This is a genomic window from Bacillus sp. CH30_1T (assembly GCF_008364765.1).
Classification (GTDB): Bacteria; Bacillota; Bacilli; order Bacillales; family Bacillaceae_B; genus Rossellomorea.
In genome coordinates this window covers 211,023-227,937 of the sequence record NZ_VTUY01000002.1, presented here as the reverse complement: position 1 = coordinate 227,937, position 16,915 = coordinate 211,023, and the positions used below count along the sequence as shown (strand labels likewise).

General features: G+C 41.2%; 17 protein-coding genes, 1 pseudogene and 1 riboswitch. Of the genes and pseudogenes, 10 read left to right on the top strand and 8 right to left on the bottom strand.

Features of this window, described 5'->3' with window-relative positions; all coding sequences use genetic code 11:
- Positions 1-20: 20 nt before the first annotated feature.
- Positions 21-686 (bottom strand): hypothetical protein, encoded by a 666-nt coding sequence (locus tag F0342_RS04200; protein ID WP_149154781.1) that lies wholly within the window; start codon positions 684-686, stop codon positions 21-23.
- A 118-nt stretch (positions 687-804) separates the two neighbouring features.
- Positions 805-933 carry a hypothetical protein gene (locus tag F0342_RS25290; RefSeq protein ID WP_262481637.1) on the bottom strand — a complete coding sequence of 43 codons (129 nt, stop codon included), beginning with the start codon at positions 931-933 and terminating at the stop codon, positions 805-807.
- A 16-nt stretch (positions 934-949) separates the two neighbouring features.
- A riboswitch (cyclic di-GMP riboswitch) is annotated at positions 950-1,024 on the bottom strand.
- Between the two features lie 197 nt (positions 1,025-1,221).
- On the opposite strand from F0342_RS25290, the gene F0342_RS24685 reads away from it, so the two are divergent.
- From F0342_RS24685 to hutG, 9 genes are all read left to right on the top strand, one after another.
- Positions 1,222-1,383, top strand: coding sequence for a YwzD family small protein (locus tag F0342_RS24685; protein WP_188048402.1), 162 nt, complete (start codon positions 1,222-1,224; stop codon positions 1,381-1,383).
- 749 nt (positions 1,384-2,132) lie between these two features.
- Positions 2,133-2,360: a hypothetical protein gene (locus F0342_RS04195; RefSeq protein ID WP_149154780.1), complete on the top strand. Its 228-nt coding sequence runs from the start codon at positions 2,133-2,135 to the stop codon at positions 2,358-2,360.
- Between the two features lie 197 nt (positions 2,361-2,557).
- On the top strand, positions 2,558-3,148 hold the full coding sequence (locus tag F0342_RS04190) for a transposase (RefSeq protein ID WP_262481636.1): 591 nt from the start codon (positions 2,558-2,560) through the stop codon (positions 3,146-3,148).
- Positions 3,149-3,238: 90 nt separating this feature from the next.
- Positions 3,239-3,721, top strand: coding sequence for a hypothetical protein (locus tag F0342_RS04185; protein ID WP_149154779.1), 483 nt, complete (start codon positions 3,239-3,241; stop codon positions 3,719-3,721).
- Between the two features lie 281 nt (positions 3,722-4,002).
- A complete protein-coding gene (hutP, locus tag F0342_RS04180; RefSeq protein ID WP_262481635.1) occupies positions 4,003-4,449 on the top strand; it encodes a histidine utilization transcription antiterminator HutP in 447 nt (148 codons plus the stop codon).
- 263 nt (positions 4,450-4,712) lie between these two features.
- A complete protein-coding gene (gene hutH / locus F0342_RS04175) occupies positions 4,713-6,245 on the top strand; it encodes a histidine ammonia-lyase (protein WP_149154778.1) in 1,533 nt (510 codons plus the stop codon).
- A complete protein-coding gene (hutU, locus tag F0342_RS04170) occupies positions 6,238-7,908 on the top strand; it encodes a urocanate hydratase (protein ID WP_149154777.1) in 1,671 nt (556 codons plus the stop codon). The genes hutH and hutU overlap by 8 nt, the downstream gene beginning before the upstream one ends.
- Position 7,909: 1 nt before the next feature.
- Complete coding sequence (hutI, locus tag F0342_RS04165; RefSeq protein ID WP_149154776.1) at positions 7,910-9,196, top strand: imidazolonepropionase; 1,287 nt, start codon at positions 7,910-7,912, stop codon at positions 9,194-9,196.
- Entirely contained in the window at positions 9,174-10,121 is a 948-nt protein-coding gene (gene hutG / locus F0342_RS04160; protein ID WP_149154775.1) for a formimidoylglutamase, read from the top strand. The genes hutI and hutG overlap by 23 nt, the downstream gene beginning before the upstream one ends.
- A 126-nt stretch (positions 10,122-10,247) precedes the next feature.
- On the opposite strand, the gene F0342_RS04155 is transcribed toward hutG, so the two are convergent.
- Both F0342_RS04155 and F0342_RS25285 read right to left on the bottom strand, forming a co-directional pair.
- Positions 10,248-10,571 carry a hypothetical protein gene (locus F0342_RS04155; RefSeq protein WP_149154774.1) on the bottom strand — a complete coding sequence of 108 codons (324 nt, stop codon included), beginning with the start codon at positions 10,569-10,571 and terminating at the stop codon, positions 10,248-10,250.
- Between the two features lie 212 nt (positions 10,572-10,783).
- A complete protein-coding gene (locus F0342_RS25285) occupies positions 10,784-10,915 on the bottom strand; it encodes a hypothetical protein (RefSeq protein WP_262481634.1) in 132 nt (43 codons plus the stop codon).
- A 197-nt stretch (positions 10,916-11,112) separates the two neighbouring features.
- Between F0342_RS25285 and F0342_RS04150 the strand changes: the two genes are divergently transcribed.
- On the top strand, positions 11,113-11,994 hold the full coding sequence (locus F0342_RS04150) for a helix-turn-helix domain-containing protein (protein WP_149154773.1): 882 nt from the start codon (positions 11,113-11,115) through the stop codon (positions 11,992-11,994).
- Positions 11,995-12,546: 552 nt separating this feature from the next.
- Here F0342_RS04150 and F0342_RS04145 read toward each other — a convergent pair.
- The 4 genes and pseudogenes from F0342_RS04145 to F0342_RS04130 all read right to left on the bottom strand — a co-directional run.
- The gene (locus F0342_RS04145; protein WP_149154772.1) at positions 12,547-13,611 is read right to left on the bottom strand and encodes a C40 family peptidase; all 1,065 of its coding nucleotides are present in this window, start codon (positions 13,609-13,611) and stop codon (positions 12,547-12,549) included.
- Positions 13,612-13,803: 192 nt separating this feature from the next.
- On the bottom strand, positions 13,804-14,613 hold the full coding sequence (tagH, locus tag F0342_RS04140; RefSeq protein WP_149154771.1) for a teichoic acids export ABC transporter ATP-binding subunit TagH: 810 nt from the start codon (positions 14,611-14,613) through the stop codon (positions 13,804-13,806).
- 18 nt (positions 14,614-14,631) lie between these two features.
- Positions 14,632-15,453: an ABC transporter permease gene (locus F0342_RS04135; RefSeq protein ID WP_149154770.1), complete on the bottom strand. Its 822-nt coding sequence runs from the start codon at positions 15,451-15,453 to the stop codon at positions 14,632-14,634.
- Positions 15,454-15,633: 180 nt separating this feature from the next.
- Positions 15,634-16,815, bottom strand: a pseudogene (locus tag F0342_RS04130) (CDP-glycerol glycerophosphotransferase family protein); the annotation flags it as partial.
- Between the last annotated feature and the right edge of the window lie 100 nt (positions 16,816-16,915).

The following is a 16,915-nucleotide window of genomic DNA, read 5'->3' as shown; positions in this document are numbered from 1 at the left end:
TGTTCACAGCCTTTTGATAGTTAGAGTAGAGTTGAAATACTTATATAGGCCAATAAGGCATTTAGAGACCAGATGAAAAGGTTTGTAAGGAGGATCACCAACCAGATGATCCAATTTTTCTGACCGGTTAATCGCTTGATTCCCTTATATTGAATGAAAAACACCCACGCTTTGAAAAGAGAGAAGCTTCCCATTAAATAAATAACATATGCTTTGGATGTAACATATTGGGTTATAACCCCCAACGATAGTGGGGAAGAGTACCATTCAAGTGAGAAAAAGAGCGATAATGGTATATAGGTAAGCTGTTCAAGTAGTAGAATTATCAAGACTACGCCTTGTGTCATAACAAGTTTTCGATATTCACCTTCATCAGAAATGGTCCAAAATATGAGTGAACAGAAAAAGAGGACGATTGCTGCATAAAGCAGTCCACTTAGAAGCCTACCTAAGAAAAATAAGAACTTTTCTAATTCATAAGTGATTGGTGAGAGCGTAGTAATTTCTTTTGAAAGAGGATCCATACCGATCCCGAAAGATGAAATGAGACCAAAGACAATAATAGACAGCCATAGGAGTTGAAAAACCTTTTTTCTATATCCGTTTACAGCCTCCATGTCTTTGAGTTGATAAAAGAAGAATGATGGTTTGATTAAACCTCTGAAAAGTCTGACTTCTTTATGCATAAAGTATAGTCCCCCAACTAGAATAGATTCCATCTCCTATTCTATCGGAATTTATCGAACTTTTCCATAAATTGTAGAATGACATTTGAACTAAAAAAAAAGCGTCTAATGGACGCTTTTAAATTTGGTACGTGAGAAGTGTCGTACCTGCTATTAGGATGACCGTAAATAAAAATATCCCTGCATACATCCACTTTTTCTTTGTTTTCTTTCTAATATACATTTCTTCTGGGGTCAAAAACGACAAATACAATCCCTCCCGGTTTGGTAGCTGGCTGGCATGGTTAGCCCCTATAGCTTTGCGTCATCACCTTTCGATGATTTTGCCATTGTTCAGAACCATACTTTCATTGTATCGACATATTACGCCAAAGTGTAATAGGTAAATAATCCTTGTTTTTTGGAAAGTGTTTTACAAAAATCTATTGGAAAGTGTATTTTTTTGGTATTATATGTAGTAATTGATGTTTGAAATTTTGTATAATTGTGTAATAAAGTGAAAGAAACTGTTTTATAATGTAGGAGGTTGTCTTTTTTGAAAGGAAACGTTAGTAAGGAACAATACGTTCTTTCTGTTATCCAGAAGGCTTATGACAAGGGTCAACAGGGCGATATGGATACAGATAAAATGATCGATTGGCTAAAACAAGAATTACAAACTGGATATGCTTTAAATCAAAATCGAAAAGCGCTGTAGAATCCTAAATGGGAAGCTCAGCGCTTTTTGGTTTTTTATTGAGGGACGGACCTCTATTGATAGAATAATAAAGATATAATGCCTAGTTCTTCACATTTATTATTCTATTGAGTGTTCTCGAGGTCCGTCCCTCTTGAAACCCTTTTACCAATCCTTCATCGTCTGGTAAAGGTGATTGACCTGGGAGATGAATTTTTCTTTGCGTTTTTCTATGAAGAAGGTTAGGAATGATAAGATCCGCTTGAATTCTAGGTAATTTCGAAGGATCTTTAGGATTTCCCTATTTACCTCGTTTTCGAAGTTTTCTCTTAGGATAATGGGTGGGATTGTGACTTTTACCATAACCGCCACTTTCCTCGCCGTACATAATCCGGTTCATCTCATGGATGGGGATTTTATACATTTTTTTAAAGTGAGAGGCATTTTGTTAGGGATGACTTTAGTGCCGTTTTCATAGTTTGATAAGGTCTCTGATTGAAATTTAATCGGGGCGGCTTCACTCTGAGTAAGCCCCAGTACGTCATTGCGCTAATCTTTTAACTCAATATGATCCATCCTCTTCACCGACTATCCTTTTTCTTCAATATAATGGTATTAAAAGTTAGCAATGAAATATTACACAATTTGAAATACCTTATTTGTTAAAAATAAAAATAATTTGGAAAAAGTATACAAAATTACATTAAAACGTATTAAAATGTAATTATAAATTGTAATTTGTCGAATTGGGGGTAAAGGTGGAAGATAGAATGGGAGATCAGAACAAAGGGAGAAAAATTAACGTTATATATAAAGGAGAAACGAATCCCAGTTTAATGGGAAAGGTCAAATGGATACCTTTAAGGTCAGAGTCAAATCTGGTATTCAGTACTAAACATAACGGTAAACAGCGTGTGATCTACTATTCTCAAAACAGCTTTACCAGCGAGGGAACGAACAGAAAAGATTACCTACTAATAGATAGAATAGAAGAATAAGGGTGAGGGGACTAAAGATGAGGGGGACAAGATGAGGGGGACGGACCTCTAACGGTGAAATTAAAGACAAGCAGCCTGATTTAACGTCTTTTGTAAATTTCCAGAGGTCCGTCCCTCAAAAAAAGAGGATTTTGAGGAGTTATGTCGAAAAGGTAATTGTATGAAATTTAGTTCAAATCAAGAGGAGGAGTGATGTTATGGTACGAACGCCCCGGGATTGGTGTCCGGGAGCCACTTATCATGTGATGGCGAGAGGCAACAGAAAGCAAGACTTGTTTCATGACATTGAAGACCGAAAAAAGTATTTATCCTACCTGCAGGATACGAAAGACAAGTATATTTTTACTATTCACGCTTACTGTTTAATGTCCAACCACATACATCTTCTGATCGAAACCCACGACGTGCCACTTGAGAAGATCTTCAGAATTCTTCATACCCGTTATGCTGTTTATTTCAATAAGAAATATGATTATGTCGGACATGTTTTTCAAGGAAGATATGGATCTACTAAGATTGATACCCCTGACTATTTTATTAAGGTCAGTAGATATATTCATCAAAATCCTGTCAAAGCCAAACTCACTGTCGTCCCCGAGTATTATCCTTGGAGCAGTTACCCCTCATATGTTCATACCATCGACAATCCGCTTCTTTCAAAGGAGAGGACCCTGACCTATTTCCCAGATTCAGAAGTGAAGCTTTATAAAGAATATGTAGACAAAGAAGAAGAGAAGGGACCAAACAAGGAATTCGATATAAATACAATTAAAATTGTAAAAAAATAATATATTTTTGTGGAAATTTAAAGGAAATTAGATGTTTATGTCGAAATTCATGTTTGTAGGACCAAATTCCTATACCGAGGAGGAGAAAGAATGAATAAAGACTTTATATTGGTGTTTGAGGATTTTCACGTTTCAAAAAGGAGTATCAAGAAATCGAAAAAACATTTAGTCGTATTTCAAGGTCAGCATTATTACAATAAGTTAGTCGTTGTGAATCAGCCACCGGGATTTTCCCATGCACTAGAAAGCATCATGTACTCCGATAAAATACTTGAAACAGTTGGGTTTACCTCTTTGTTTGCCGTTCCAATCGATCGTAATCATTCCATCCCATTTAAGTTTGTCCGTATAGGTGATAAGGAACCAAAGGATTGTAAGGTTGTACTGGAAAAGCGGGATGGAGTGGAGCAATTGAATATAAGATCTTTATACCCTATTGTTGACCGTCTTTCTAATGAAGACAAACAGGATATTCTATCCTACCTAAGCCTAAAGTCTGGTGGCGGAACAGTCACCTATCTCATGAACAACCCTCAAGTGTTCAAAGGAAAAGGCAAAAAACAAGAAGAGTAAAGGAGGAATGAGGCGAACCTAAATTGAATAGGTACGTCTTTTTTAAGCTCTTTTTCGTGTAGTTTTGTTTGATTTGAGGGACGGACCTCCAACCGTTTAACTAGGGAACCCCTCCTTTGCCCTTGCGTAAGATGTACCCCAAAACCCTTTACCACGCTACCAAACTACCTCTCTAAGTTTCTAAAATCACCACTTTTTTCGTTGACCTCTTATGAATCAGACCATACAATATAAGTAGTTATTAGTATTTTTAGAATTTTCATGTAAGGTGCGAATGCCACTTGGATAAGACAGATCATACTCGTATCGGAAAGAATGCCATGCTTCTTCTCCTCGTAGACAAAGAGGAAGAAGAATGGAATCGTCATTTTAATGAATTGAATTGGAGTTACTGCACCGGGAAAATCGGATCCATGGACAGTCAAAAAATCGTGGCTGCGATTGAAACAGCAGCAAAACGAAGTGATCTTGTTCGTGAAGATTTGTACCGGGAAATGCACGCCTTGTATCACGCCATCATGGAGGCTTTAACGGGTGTGACCAGGGGCCATACGCAATTAGGTGAGATCTTGCGTACTGTGGGATTGCGCTTTTCGGTTGTAAGAGGCACGCCATATGCAAGTGAAGAAGAAGGCGAATGGATCGCAGTTGCTCTATACGGAACGATTGGTGCGCCCATTAAGGGGCTGGAGCACGAGACAATTGGACTTGGGATTAATCATATTTAAATTTTAGAGCCTAGAGATATTAGTTGAAAGGAGGCTCGACCAATGGCAGAAGTCTGTCTTTGGTCGGGTCTCTTTTTGTGTGGAATTTTTGGGTCAAGATTTTAGGGAGTAGACATTGCAGATTAGGAGGTCCGTCCCAGAGTGGTTTAAAGCATTAAAGAACGAACAACGATAATAGCGATTTAGAGGGGTTTGGCCAGACCGAGGTTGTGGAGATGCAACTTTTGGAGGTCCGTCCCTAAAAATATGAAGAGGTGATTGTAATGGTGGAGTTGACGGGTTGTAGTTTGAGTTTGGAGCAAGCAAAGAGGGTTATTTATGGGAAGGAGCAAGTGGAACTTTCACCGGTTAGTATGGAGCGGGTACGGAAGAGTCGTGAGGCGGTTGAGCGGATTGTGAAGGAGAAGCGTGTGGTGTATGGGATCAACACGGGCTTTGGGAAGTTTAGTGATGTGTTGATTGATGCGGAAGATGTGGAGGAGCTTCAGCTCAATCTGATCCATTCTCATGCATGTGGGGTGGGAGATCCATTCCCTGAGACGGTTTCTCGAGCAATGCTTCTATTGAGAGCCAATGCTCTATTAAAAGGGTATTCAGGTGTTAGACCGGTCATTGTGGAACGTCTCACTGAATTCCTCAATAAAGGGATCCATCCGGTCATTCCTCAACAAGGATCACTGGGAGCAAGCGGAGACTTAGCGCCACTTTCCCATCTGGCCCTGGCATTGATGGGTGAAGGAGAAGTCCACTATCAAGGAGAGGTCCATCAAACCCTTCCTGTCCTTTCAAAAGAAAATATCTTCCCTATCCAGCTTCAGGCGAAAGAAGGTTTGGCACTCATCAACGGAACACAGGCAATGACGGCAATGGGAGTCATCGGATACCTGGAAGCGGAGGAACTTGCCTTCCAAAGCGAGATGATTGCCAGTCTGACCATGGAAGGGCTTAGAGGAATCATGGATGCTTTCGACGAAGATATTCATTTAGTAAGAGGCTATCCTCAACAGGTCGCAACGGCAGAACGCATAAGGAACTACTTACAGGACAGTAAGCTCACAACAAAGCAAGGGGAGTTAAGAGTACAGGACGCGTACTCCTTAAGATGCATCCCGCAGGTTCACGGAGCATCCTGGCAGGCACTAGACTATGTAAAAGAAAAGCTGGAAATCGAAATGAACGCCGCAACTGATAATCCACTCATTTTTGATGACGGAGAAAAGGTCATTTCAGGAGGAAACTTCCACGGACAGCCAATCGCCTTTGCCATGGATTTCATGAAGATTGCCATAGCAGAGTTAGCCAATATTTCAGAAAGACGAATCGAGCGACTGGTGAACCCGCAGCTCAATGACCTGCCGCCGTTCCTAAGTCCGCAACCAGGACTCCAATCCGGTGCCATGATCATGCAATACTGTGCGGCATCACTCGTATCTGAAAACAAAACCCTCGCCCATCCAGCGAGCGTTGATTCCATCCCGTCATCCGCCAACCAGGAAGATCATGTCAGCATGGGAACCATAGGGTCACGACATGCCTACCAAATCCTGCAGAACTCAAGAAGAGTACTCGCCGTCGAACTTATCTGCAATCTGCAGGCAGCGGAACATCGAGGGACGGACCTCATGGCAAGCCGGACACGACAATTTTACGAAGCAGCGAGAAAGGTCATCCCTTCCATCACAAAGGACCGAATCTTCTCGAAAGATATAGAAAAAGCCAACCAGTGGCTGCAACAGATCTCGTTAAGCACACTCATTAAACCAACCAAAACAAAGGAGGAAACAACAAATGGTTAAAGCAAACAAACGCATCGTACAAATCAAAACAGGGACGGACCTTGAATGTAAAGGATGGGAGCAGGAAGCGGTCCTTCGCATGCTCTACAATAACCTAGATCCTGAGGTAGCTGAAATTCCGGAAGAACTTGTTGTATATGGTGGTATCGGGAAAGCAGCCCGTAACTGGGAGTCCTTCGACGCAATTGTTCACACTCTCAGAAACCTGGAAAACGACGAAACCATGCTAGTTCAGTCAGGTAAGCCGGTTGGTGTATTCAAAACCCATAAAGCGGCTCCAAGAGTCCTTCTTTCAAATTCGGTCCTTGTACCAAAATGGGCTAACTGGGAGCATTTCCACGAGCTTGATCAAAAGGGCCTCATGATGTACGGCCAAATGACAGCGGGAAGCTGGATTTACATCGGGACACAAGGAATCCTGCAAGGGACGTATGAAACGTTTGCGGCACTGGCGAAGAAACATTTCAATAACTCACTCAAAGGTACAATAACTCTAACTGCGGGACTAGGCGGAATGGGTGGAGCACAGCCTCTCGCCGTCACCATGAACGGTGGAGTCGTAATTGCAGTCGACGTTGACGCAGAACGCATCCAAAAGCGTCTCGACACAAAATACTGTGACGTGAAGACAGATTCCATCGAAGAAGCATTAATGATGGCCTATGAAGCACGAGACCAAGGCAAGCCTCTTTCCATCGCCTTACTTGGAAACGCGGCAGAGGTTCATCATGAACTTTTAAAGAGGAACGTCCAAATCGATATCGTGACCGACCAAACATCAGCCCACGACCCGTTAAACGGCTATGTACCAGAGGGGTACTCACTCACAGAAGCGGCAGAACTTCGTCAACAGGATCCGAAAGCTTACACAACCCTTTCACAAAAAAGCATGGCCAAACACGTGGAAGCAATGCTTGAGTTCCAGAATAGAGGTTCCATCGTATTCGACTACGGTAACAACATCCGTCAGGTAGCGAAGGATGAAGGGGTCGACAATGCCTTTGACTTTCCTGGCTTTGTTCCAGCGTATATCCGTCCATTATTCTGTGAAGGGAAAGGACCATTCCGATGGGCTGCACTGTCAGGAGACCCAGAGGACATCTACAGAACAGATCGCCTGATCAAAGAGCTTTTCCCAGAAAATGAAGCCCTCAATCGCTGGATCGATATGGCACAAGAGCAAGTGGCCTTCCAGGGATTGCCTTCACGCATCTGTTGGCTGGGATACGGTGAGCGAGTGAAGATGGGTCTTGCCATCAATGAGCTTGTCCGAAACGGAGAACTGAAAGCACCAATCGTCATCGGACGTGACCACCTGGATTGCGGATCCGTTGCTTCTCCGAACCGTGAAACCGAAAGTATGAAAGACGGAAGTGACGCAGTAGGAGACTGGGCGATCCTGAATGCCCTCATCAACACAGCAGCAGGCGGCTCCTGGATTTCCTTCCACCACGGCGGCGGAGTAGGCATGGGGTACTCACTACATGCTGGTATGGTTGTCGTGGCAGACGGGACGGATCTTGCAGAAGAAAGATTAGAACGCGTTCTCACAACAGACCCTGGAATGGGGGTCATCCGCCACGTCGACGCAGGCTACGACATCGCAGAAAAAACAGCCGAAAAACACAACATCCACATCCCGATGAACAAAGGAGGAGAATAATATGACTGCAGAAAAACATTTCGACACCATCATCGACAACATCGGACAGCTCCTGACAATGGATCATGGGGACGGACCTCTTAAAGGGGAGGAAATGAGTAAACTCGAGGTTACAGAGCACGCTGCGCTAGCCATCAGGGACGGACTTGTCGCTTGGATCGGCACACATGATGAAGCACAATCTCTCAAAGCAACGGAACGAATCGACGCAGAAGGGAAACTGGTGACGCCAGGTCTTGTAGACCCGCACACTCACCTGGTCTTCGGAGGCTCACGTGAACATGAAATGGCCCTCAAACAGCAGGGAGTACCATACTTAGAGATCCTGAAACGCGGGGGAGGCATCCTATCTACAGTAGGCGCTACTCGCGCGGCATCAGAAGAAGAGCTACTCACTAAAGCGCGCTTCCACTTAAACAGAATGATTTCATACGGAGTCACAACTGTCGAAGCGAAAAGCGGATACGGCCTTGACCGCCCGACCGAACTAAAACAGCTGAGAGTAGCCAAACAACTGAACGAATCGCACCCGGCAGACATCGTTTCCACATTCCTTGGAGCACACGCGATCCCACCGGAATTCAAAGGCCGCTCCGACGAATTTTTAGAAGAAATGATAGACCTATTGACCGATATTGAAAAAGGAAAGCTGGCTGAATTCGTCGATATCTTCTGTGAAACAGGGGTATTTACAGTAGAACAGTCCCATGAGTTCCTAAAAAAAGCAAAAGAAAAAGGCTTCTCCGTAAAAATTCATGCTGACGAAATCGATCCACTTGGCGGAACGGAAATGGCGACAGAAATCGGCGCAACAAGCGGAGACCATTTAGTAGGAGCATCAGATAAAGGCATCCAGGCACTGGGAGAAACAAACACAATCGCTGTCCTCCTGCCAGGCACATCCTTCTATCTGAACAAAGGCAAGTTCGCCAACGCAAGAGGCATGATGGAAGCGGGAGCCGCAGTCGCGTTGTCAACAGACTTCAACCCGGGTAGCTCACCAACAGAGAACCTGCAATTCATCATGAATCTGGCATCCCTGCAACTGAAAATGACACCGGAAGAAATTTGGAATGCAGTAACAATCAACGCAGCCTTTGCCATCAATAGAGGGGACTCAGCAGGAAAGCTGGCACCAGGACGTAAAGCCGACATCGTCCTATGGGATGTACCGAACTATCATTATGTACCGTATCACTACGGGGTGAACCATACCCACACCGTCATGAAAAACGGCCGGATCATCTACCGCAAGGAGAAGCTTCATGAGCACATTTCAACACATTAAGCAGGCGGGAAAAGCGCAGTTCAAAGACCGCTACACAACTAAAGCAGCGGAACTCCTGACGCCTTGGGAAGAGGGGAAGAAAGGGGACATCGCCATCATCGGCGCTCCCCTCTCCAAACCTTCCATCTCCCATTCAGGGGCAAGCTTCGCACCAGATGCGATCAGACGATGCCTTAACTCATTTTCAACATACAACATCGAAAGAGGGACGGACCTCGTCGAAGACAAGAAAACCATCATAGACTTCGGCGACATTACCATGCACCCGACATCAATCGAAGAATCGCATCAACGAATCTATGAATCTGTCAAAGCAGCAACCAACACCAATGCAGCACCCTTCACCATAATCCTTGGAGGCGACCATTCCATTACCACGTCCACGGTCAAGGCTATCAAGGAAGCGAAGGGAACGGTCGGCATCATCCAGTTTGATGCCCATCATGACCTGCGGAACACGGAGGATGGAGGCCCTACCAACGGCACTCCGTTTAGAAGGTTACTAGAAGAGGGCCACATCAAAGGAGAGCATCTGATTCAGATAGGTATCCGAAACTATGCCAATGCGAAAGCCTATCATGAATACGCTATCGAGCAAGGTGTCACGGTTTACACGATGAAGGACGTCAGACAACAACCAATCGTGGAACTCATCCAAGATTCCCTAACCCAACTAGAATCCCAAGTCGACACCATCTACCTCTCTGTAGACATGGACGTCCTCGACCAGGCATACGCACCTGGCTGCCCGGCAATCGGTCCTGGAGGTATGCATCCTGATGCACTGACACAAGCCATTGAAACCGCCCTGAAGCATCCGAAGGTCAGTACCATGGACATTGTAGAAATTGACCCGACTCTGGATTTCAGAGACATGACAAGTCGAATAGCAGCTTATCTAATTATGGAAACTCTCGTGAAATAATAAAGAAGCTTTAGCAAGGAATCTACTTCGCTAAGGCTGCTCCTTCTAGTTAGTCTGAATAAATAACCTGAAAATATAAATAGGAAGACCATCCCAACACATTCGGGATGGTCTTCCTATTTATATTTAATTACCAACACTCTCTCTATTCATCTCATACCCACAATGAACTTCCTTCATCCCGATCACTTTAAGAAAATGTCTCAGCTTTTTCATACTTCCCTCACCAAGCTCAGTCACCACATCAAACCGATCGATGACCGCACACTTTTCAATCGAGGTGGAAATACCACCCTGGGACTTACGATACAATACCTGGTTATTCATGGCATAAGTTGATACCATGGCTTCCCCGACCTTACAATCACCTTTTGAGAATTCGAAATGAAACTGGATCGACATATCCATATCTGAGTATAGAGGATTTACTTTCATGCTTATGTTATTCATCATGAAGCCCCCTTTCTTATTGTACTTTTATCCTATCACGTTTTAAAATACAGTGTATTTTGGCTTATGGTTGCTTTAAAGCTAAAAGATGTAAATTTATTGGGAAATACGTTTTCTTTTCTTATGTTTCATAATTTTAAGCATATTTCTATAAGAAAAATCCACTTTATGAAAAAAAGCTTCCCGACTGCAGGAAGCTTTTAACTTGATGATTAATATACGGTTGTTGGAAGTTCAGTGTTTTGGATTTGTACACTTGCAGTTTCCGTATGGTTATTAGCAAGTCCTGCAACACCAAAAAGAAGAACTGAAGCGGTTAAAATTGTAAGAAAACGTCTTTTCATAGGACTTTCCTCCCTTTCTTGTTCAAGTGAATGTTCGATAAAATATAAATATACTTGTTATAATAATTAAAACACAAAATGAAAATTTGTACATTCGGCTTATGGTGCCAAATTACCTAATTTACAATACTATTAATAGTGATTTCATTCAATTTCCTCAAAAAATATAACTCTAGGCATATTTAGGAGTGGGTTTTATGGATTTTAACGCAGTTGGAAAAAAAATAAAAGAGTTGAGAAAAACCAGTGGTCTTTCTCAGGAAGAACTTGCACAAGGAATATGTACACAAGCGCAAATCAGTAAAATTGAAAAAGGAGATGTCTTTCCCTATGCTTCTACATTGTACCAAATTTCTCAGAAGCTTGGTGTAGATGTTAACTACTTTTTTGATATCGGGACAACACCACGGCTGGATTATGTTCAGGAAGTATTCCAACAGCTCCAGATACTCCGAAGAAGTGTAAAATATGAAGAAATGATGGATATCGTAAGAGCTGAATTGGATAATCCATTATTTTTGCAGAATAATAAGAACTTACAGTTGCTACTATGGCATAAAGGAATCTATTTATATGAGGTTAAGAAAGACCTTAGTAAATCAGTTGATACTCTCAAAGAAGCGATCAACCTGACCCATAACAAGGGGAAAATTTTGTTGGAGAGAGAATTAGAAATCTTCTTGGCGCTGGGGGCTATTTATTTTAAGGAAGACCTTGACAAGGCGCTTGAGGTCTTTGAGGAAGTCAAGGATCATCTTGAGTTACTTCCCCACTTGAATGACTATACAATAAAAACCCGACTATATTATCATATAGCGCGGGTGTTAACACGTCTTAACAGACTGGAAGAATCAAATAAATACTGTGAAGATGCTATAAAATGGTGCCTTTATAAAGATAGTGTATTCATTTTAGGCGAATTACATTATCAAATTGGTTATAACATGGAGTTGATGAATAAACCTAAGGACGCCGTCAGTTATATGAAGAAAGCTATCGTCGTTTTTGATCTCCAACAGGATACCAAGCACATACAATTTATTGAAAGCAGAATTGAGGAATTAAGTGCGCTGATTTAAAAAGGGGCTGTCCAAAAAGTCAGTAGTTACTGACTTTTTGACGCCACTTTTTTTCATCTCATTTATATTACTGCATAATTAAGAAAGGACGACTTTTATAAATTAATCCGAAGGCTACTAATGAACATTATAGTCCGCTAATACCTCCAGAACGAATGTTACCTCTATCTTCAAACCCAACATAATCGATTCATGTTGGCCGTGTCGTCGATGAATCGGTGGAAGCCATTCCTTTGAGAAATTAATTTCTTACTATTCAGGCGGCGGTCGTAGCTCTTATCACCCCAAAGATGTTGCTTAGGTCCACCTCTATAGCTATTCTCAAAAGTGCAATTCTGCCGGGAAAATGAGAAGATGGTCTGTAAAAGTATAATTAACCCTAAGTCATATAGAAGAAATAACCGGGGGACGGACCACTAACAAAAGTTTAAGTGAAGAGACGATTTGACATAAAAAAACCGGGTGCACAGAGGCGCCACGGTTTACACTGCCAAGTAGTACATTTCCATTTCACTGTTGGGAACATAGTACCAGGTAGTGGCCAATTCAATTTTACAATTCATAAAAACGCTTAAATCCATCCAATTTTGATTTCCAATATGAATTATCTAAACTAGTAATTTCGACTCCGTTATCACCAGCATGAATAAACTTGTTGTCGCCTACATAAATCCCTAAATGAGAAATCCCTTTTTTGTAAGTATTTTCAAAAAAGACGAGATCTCCAACGGCTGGTTTATTTACATAATAAGAGCGATTGTAGTACCCTTCACTTGAAGTTCGAGAAACATTCACGCCACTCTTGTTAAAGGCATAATAGATAAAACCGCTGCAGTCGAATCCAGAGGTGGTTGAACCTCCCCAAACGTAAGGAACACCAAGCTGTGCTTTTGCTTGAGAAATGAGTTTATTTGTATTAAAAGATGAATTGCTTTCTTCGTTGGGTGGCGTTGTTTCTGTTGGTGGTGCAGGGTGTGATCCTTGAGATTTTCCGATTTTCAAAACCTGGCCAACATGAATCAGGTCATTGGAGAGATTATTTAGTCGCTTAATATCTTGAACAGAAACATTGTGTTTAACGCTAATATGGGAGAGAGTATCTCCGGATCTGACCGTATATGTACTTGAGCTTCCCTGTTTAGGTGGTGTAGAAGGAGAAGGATTGCTCACATTCCCGCTTCCTTGTTCACCAGAAGAGGTCCCTTTAGTAACGACGAGGGTCTGCCCAGGATAAATCAAATGACTTTTAATGTTATTCCACTTTTGTAATTCTGCCAGAGTAATAGAATGCCTGTAAGCAATAGCGCTAAGCGTATCACCAGACTTGACTATGTACTTTTTTGTAGATCCCGTTTGAACAGGTGGTGCAGGATTGGAAGGTGGAATGGCAGGCTGATCATTTTGGTCAGTATCTACCTTGAGTAATTGATTTGGGAAAATCATGTCGGATTTCAACTTATTCATATCTTTAAGGATTGCAACGGATGTATCATATTTACGTGCAATGGACCAAAGGGAGTCACCGGACTCGACTTTATGGGAATTGGCAGCGGCGGATGCGACAAATGTTGTTGAGAGGACAGCGGTAGTTGCGACAGTAAATAGTGTTTTTTTCACTTGTTTTTCTCCTTTTTTGTCATATGATAGTTAGAACGGTATAAGATATTGACATTTTATCACATAATAAGCAAGAAAAAGCGAAAAAAAGAGAATTTTGGTAAAATATATTAATATAATGAAGTTCATTAGATTGAACAAGAAGGTAAAAATAAACCTGCCCCTAAAAGGGACAGGTTTATTTTATAAGGATTAGGATGTAGACATCGGTTCCAGACCACTTTGTTTACGCATGGCGTTTTCTCTGAATTGTTTCTTTTCAGCCTTGGACATGACCTTATATTCTTTAAAGAATTGCTCGTACTTTGGAATGACTTCCTTAACGGATCCAAACTCTTTTACTTCACCGTATTCAAGCCAGAGAATTTTCTCGCAGAATTTCTTCATTTGCCCAATTGAGTGACTGACAAAGAACATGGTCTTTCCCCGGGCTTTAAATTCATTCATTTTTTCCAGACTTTTTTCAGCGAAAGCTTTATCCCCGACGGAGAGAGCCTCATCGATGATTAATATGTCTGGATCTATATGGACGGAAATAGAGAACCCTAGTCGCGATTTCATCCCGCTTGAATAAGATTTAACAGGCTGGTCAATAAATTTCCCCAGCTCTGAAAATTCAATGATGTCGGGTTCAACTTCTTTGATCGCTTTCTTGCTGAAGCCAAGCATCAGGCATTTAAGCTCTATGTTTTCCCGGCCTGTCAATTGATTGTTCAACCCGGCTGAAACGGCAATCAACGCCGTTTTCCCACGCACTTCTACCTCACCTGATGTCTCAGGGATGATACCAGCCAAAATATTGGCCAGTGTCGATTTACCGGAACCATTTACACCTACAAACCCTATGATATCCCCTGCATCAGCCTCAAAGCTGACATTTCGTAAGCCATAGAAATCTTCCCCATAGCTTTTAGGTGAAATCATATCAAGAATTCTTTCGGAAGGTTTATTATATAACTTATATTTCTTTGACACATTTTTAACAATAACTGATTTGGACATTTTATCCTCTACTTTCCATTATAGAAAATCAACAAAGTGTCTTCTGAACTTGACATGAATGAAGGAACCAAACGCAAACATGGCGAGAACAAGAGCCCAGAAATAAAGAGTGTATTGGAAATGTTCAATAAAGTACCAGCCTTGTCCTAAAAGGGCACTTCTGTAACCTTCTACGATGTAGTAGAAGGGGTTTGTTTTCAATATAGTAATGAGACGATCGTTCAATAAGTCTTCCATGTTCCAGAGTATGGGAGTCATATATAATAACATCCTCATAATGGACTGAACGACCATCTGAACGTCACGAACGATCGTAGATAAAGTAGACGTAATCAATGAAATAGCGATGACCACCGCTATGACTGAGAACATGAAGTATGGCAATTGTAAGTAGTAAATATTAATAGTCTGCCCCATGAAATTAAGTATTACGATAGATATCGCGGTTAAATAAAGATGGGGATAGAACTTGGACATAATCACGTATGATGGAATGGCACTCATAGGAAAACTCATTTTTGAGAGCATTTTGATCCTGGTGTAAACAGACTTAGAAGCCTGTGTGATAGCCGGGTTAATGAAGAACCATACGACCATCCCAGCCAGCAGCCATGCAAAGAAAGGTACATTCTCCACATCCGACCTTCCCTGACCGGCAGTTCTTAAGCCATACCCGAAAACGAACCAGTAAATGGCAAGTTGGATACCGGGATTCAATACTTCCCAAAGCATACCTAGATAGTTGTTTTTATTGCTGCTTTTGAGTTCATATAGAGAAAGCCTTCTAATTAGATAGAAGCTGTTAATTTGTTCTTTAAATACAGTTAATGCTGATTTCATATAGTTTCCTTTCTATATTGAAAATAGTAGTATAACTTAACATGTTTAGATTATACACTATTTGTTCGTAAGTAAAACCTATTTATTTGAGGCGATATTGGTATGTTCTAGATCTTGAAATTCGGCAATGGAATAATAAGTTTGTTGAAGAAAAAAAGTAGTAACTTTCTAATTGTTATCCTATTCAAAAACTTTATCCACTACTCTCTTACTAGATTGACCACTCTCTAAGTAACAAAACTTCTGCTGGAAATCTTCGAAATTAGCAGTGTCCAATTGTTCTTGCTGCTGAATATGTGTAATGACCTCTTCTGTCGTTTTAACAAGTGGACCGGGTGCTAGATTCTCAAAATCAAAATAGAATCCTCTTAACGTATCCCTATAGCTCTCAATATCATAGACAAAGAAAATCATCGGTCTTTTTAAATTCGCGTAATCAAAGAAAACAGAAGAATAATCTGTAATTAATAAATCAGAGATAATATACAACTCAGTAATGTCCGTATGATGTGAAACATCAAAGGCAAAATCAGAGAAAGAAGAAATATCAAGATTTTCCGCGATTAAATAATGCATGCGAAGAAGAACAATATAGTCGCTACCTAATTTTTGCTGCATCTGTTCTAAGTCTAATTTTAAATTGAATTTATATTTTCCCTTATCATAATACTCATTATCTCTCCATGTGGGAGCATATAAAACGACCTTCTTATCTAATGGAAGCTTTAATCGCTTCTTAATTTCTGTAATAGTAGTGGTATTGTTATGGTTATATAAGTAATCATTTCGTGGGTATCCAGACTCAATCATATCCTTTTCAAAACCAAATGCTCGTTTGAAAATATCTGATGAATACCGATTGGGAGAAATCAAATAATCCCATCTGCTTGCTTCGGTGAGAAAGTTCTTCTTATATTTCTCTGTGTCAGTCCCAGGCATATGAACTTCATCCATATCTGCAGCTAACCGTTTTAAAGGTGTTCCATGCCATGTTTGTAAATATATAGTGTGATTAGGCTTAGGTATCCACATGGGAAGGCGGCTATTAGACACCCAGTATTTCGCCCGTGCCATTTTAAATAACCATTCAATGGAAAACCTTCTTACGGTTTTAAGTCCTTTTCCTTCAAATGTTGAAGCATATCTAGGGTCAATACTCCAATACATATCATAGTTTGGATAGTTTTCCTTCATGTATTCGTAGATGGCACGAGGATTACAGCTATACTGTTTACCTAAAAAGCTTTCAAAGACCACCATGTTCTTTTTGGCAGGCAACTTGCCAATCACTGTAAAGGCTATTTTATATAGTTTTTTAATTTTCTCCCCTCGTTTCACTTTTATGAGAAAGTTCCTGACTTTAGCTAAAGTAGAAGTATTACTATTCCTGGTCATTTTTAATAAGCTCCTTTATGAACTGCATCATTACAATACACGACTTTACTATTCTAGTAGAGATGGT

What these genes read in the sequence shown, in the direction of transcription:
- F0342_RS04200 (WP_149154781.1), bottom strand. Translation starts at nt 686, where the DNA reads ATGCATAAAGAAGTCAGACTTTTCAGAGGTTTAATCAAACCATCATTC.
- F0342_RS04195 (WP_149154780.1), top strand. Translation starts at nt 2,133, where the DNA reads ATGGGAGATCAGAACAAAGGGAGAAAAATTAACGTTATATATAAAGGA.
- F0342_RS04190 (WP_262481636.1), top strand. Translation starts at nt 2,558, where the DNA reads ATGGTACGAACGCCCCGGGATTGGTGTCCGGGAGCCACTTATCATGTG.
- F0342_RS04185 (WP_149154779.1), top strand. Translation starts at nt 3,239, where the DNA reads ATGAATAAAGACTTTATATTGGTGTTTGAGGATTTTCACGTTTCAAAA.
- hutH (WP_149154778.1), top strand. Translation starts at nt 4,713, where the DNA reads ATGGTGGAGTTGACGGGTTGTAGTTTGAGTTTGGAGCAAGCAAAGAGG.
- hutU (WP_149154777.1), top strand. Translation starts at nt 6,238, where the DNA reads ATGGTTAAAGCAAACAAACGCATCGTACAAATCAAAACAGGGACGGAC.
- hutI (WP_149154776.1), top strand. Translation starts at nt 7,910, where the DNA reads ATGACTGCAGAAAAACATTTCGACACCATCATCGACAACATCGGACAG.
- hutG (WP_149154775.1), top strand. Translation starts at nt 9,174, where the DNA reads ATGAGCACATTTCAACACATTAAGCAGGCGGGAAAAGCGCAGTTCAAA.
- F0342_RS04155 (WP_149154774.1), bottom strand. Translation starts at nt 10,571, where the DNA reads ATGAATAACATAAGCATGAAAGTAAATCCTCTATACTCAGATATGGAT.
- F0342_RS25285 (WP_262481634.1), bottom strand. Translation starts at nt 10,915, where the DNA reads ATGAAAAGACGTTTTCTTACAATTTTAACCGCTTCAGTTCTTCTTTTT.
- F0342_RS04150 (WP_149154773.1), top strand. Translation starts at nt 11,113, where the DNA reads ATGGATTTTAACGCAGTTGGAAAAAAAATAAAAGAGTTGAGAAAAACC.
- tagH (WP_149154771.1), bottom strand. Translation starts at nt 14,613, where the DNA reads ATGTCCAAATCAGTTATTGTTAAAAATGTGTCAAAGAAATATAAGTTA.
- F0342_RS04135 (WP_149154770.1), bottom strand. Translation starts at nt 15,453, where the DNA reads ATGAAATCAGCATTAACTGTATTTAAAGAACAAATTAACAGCTTCTAT.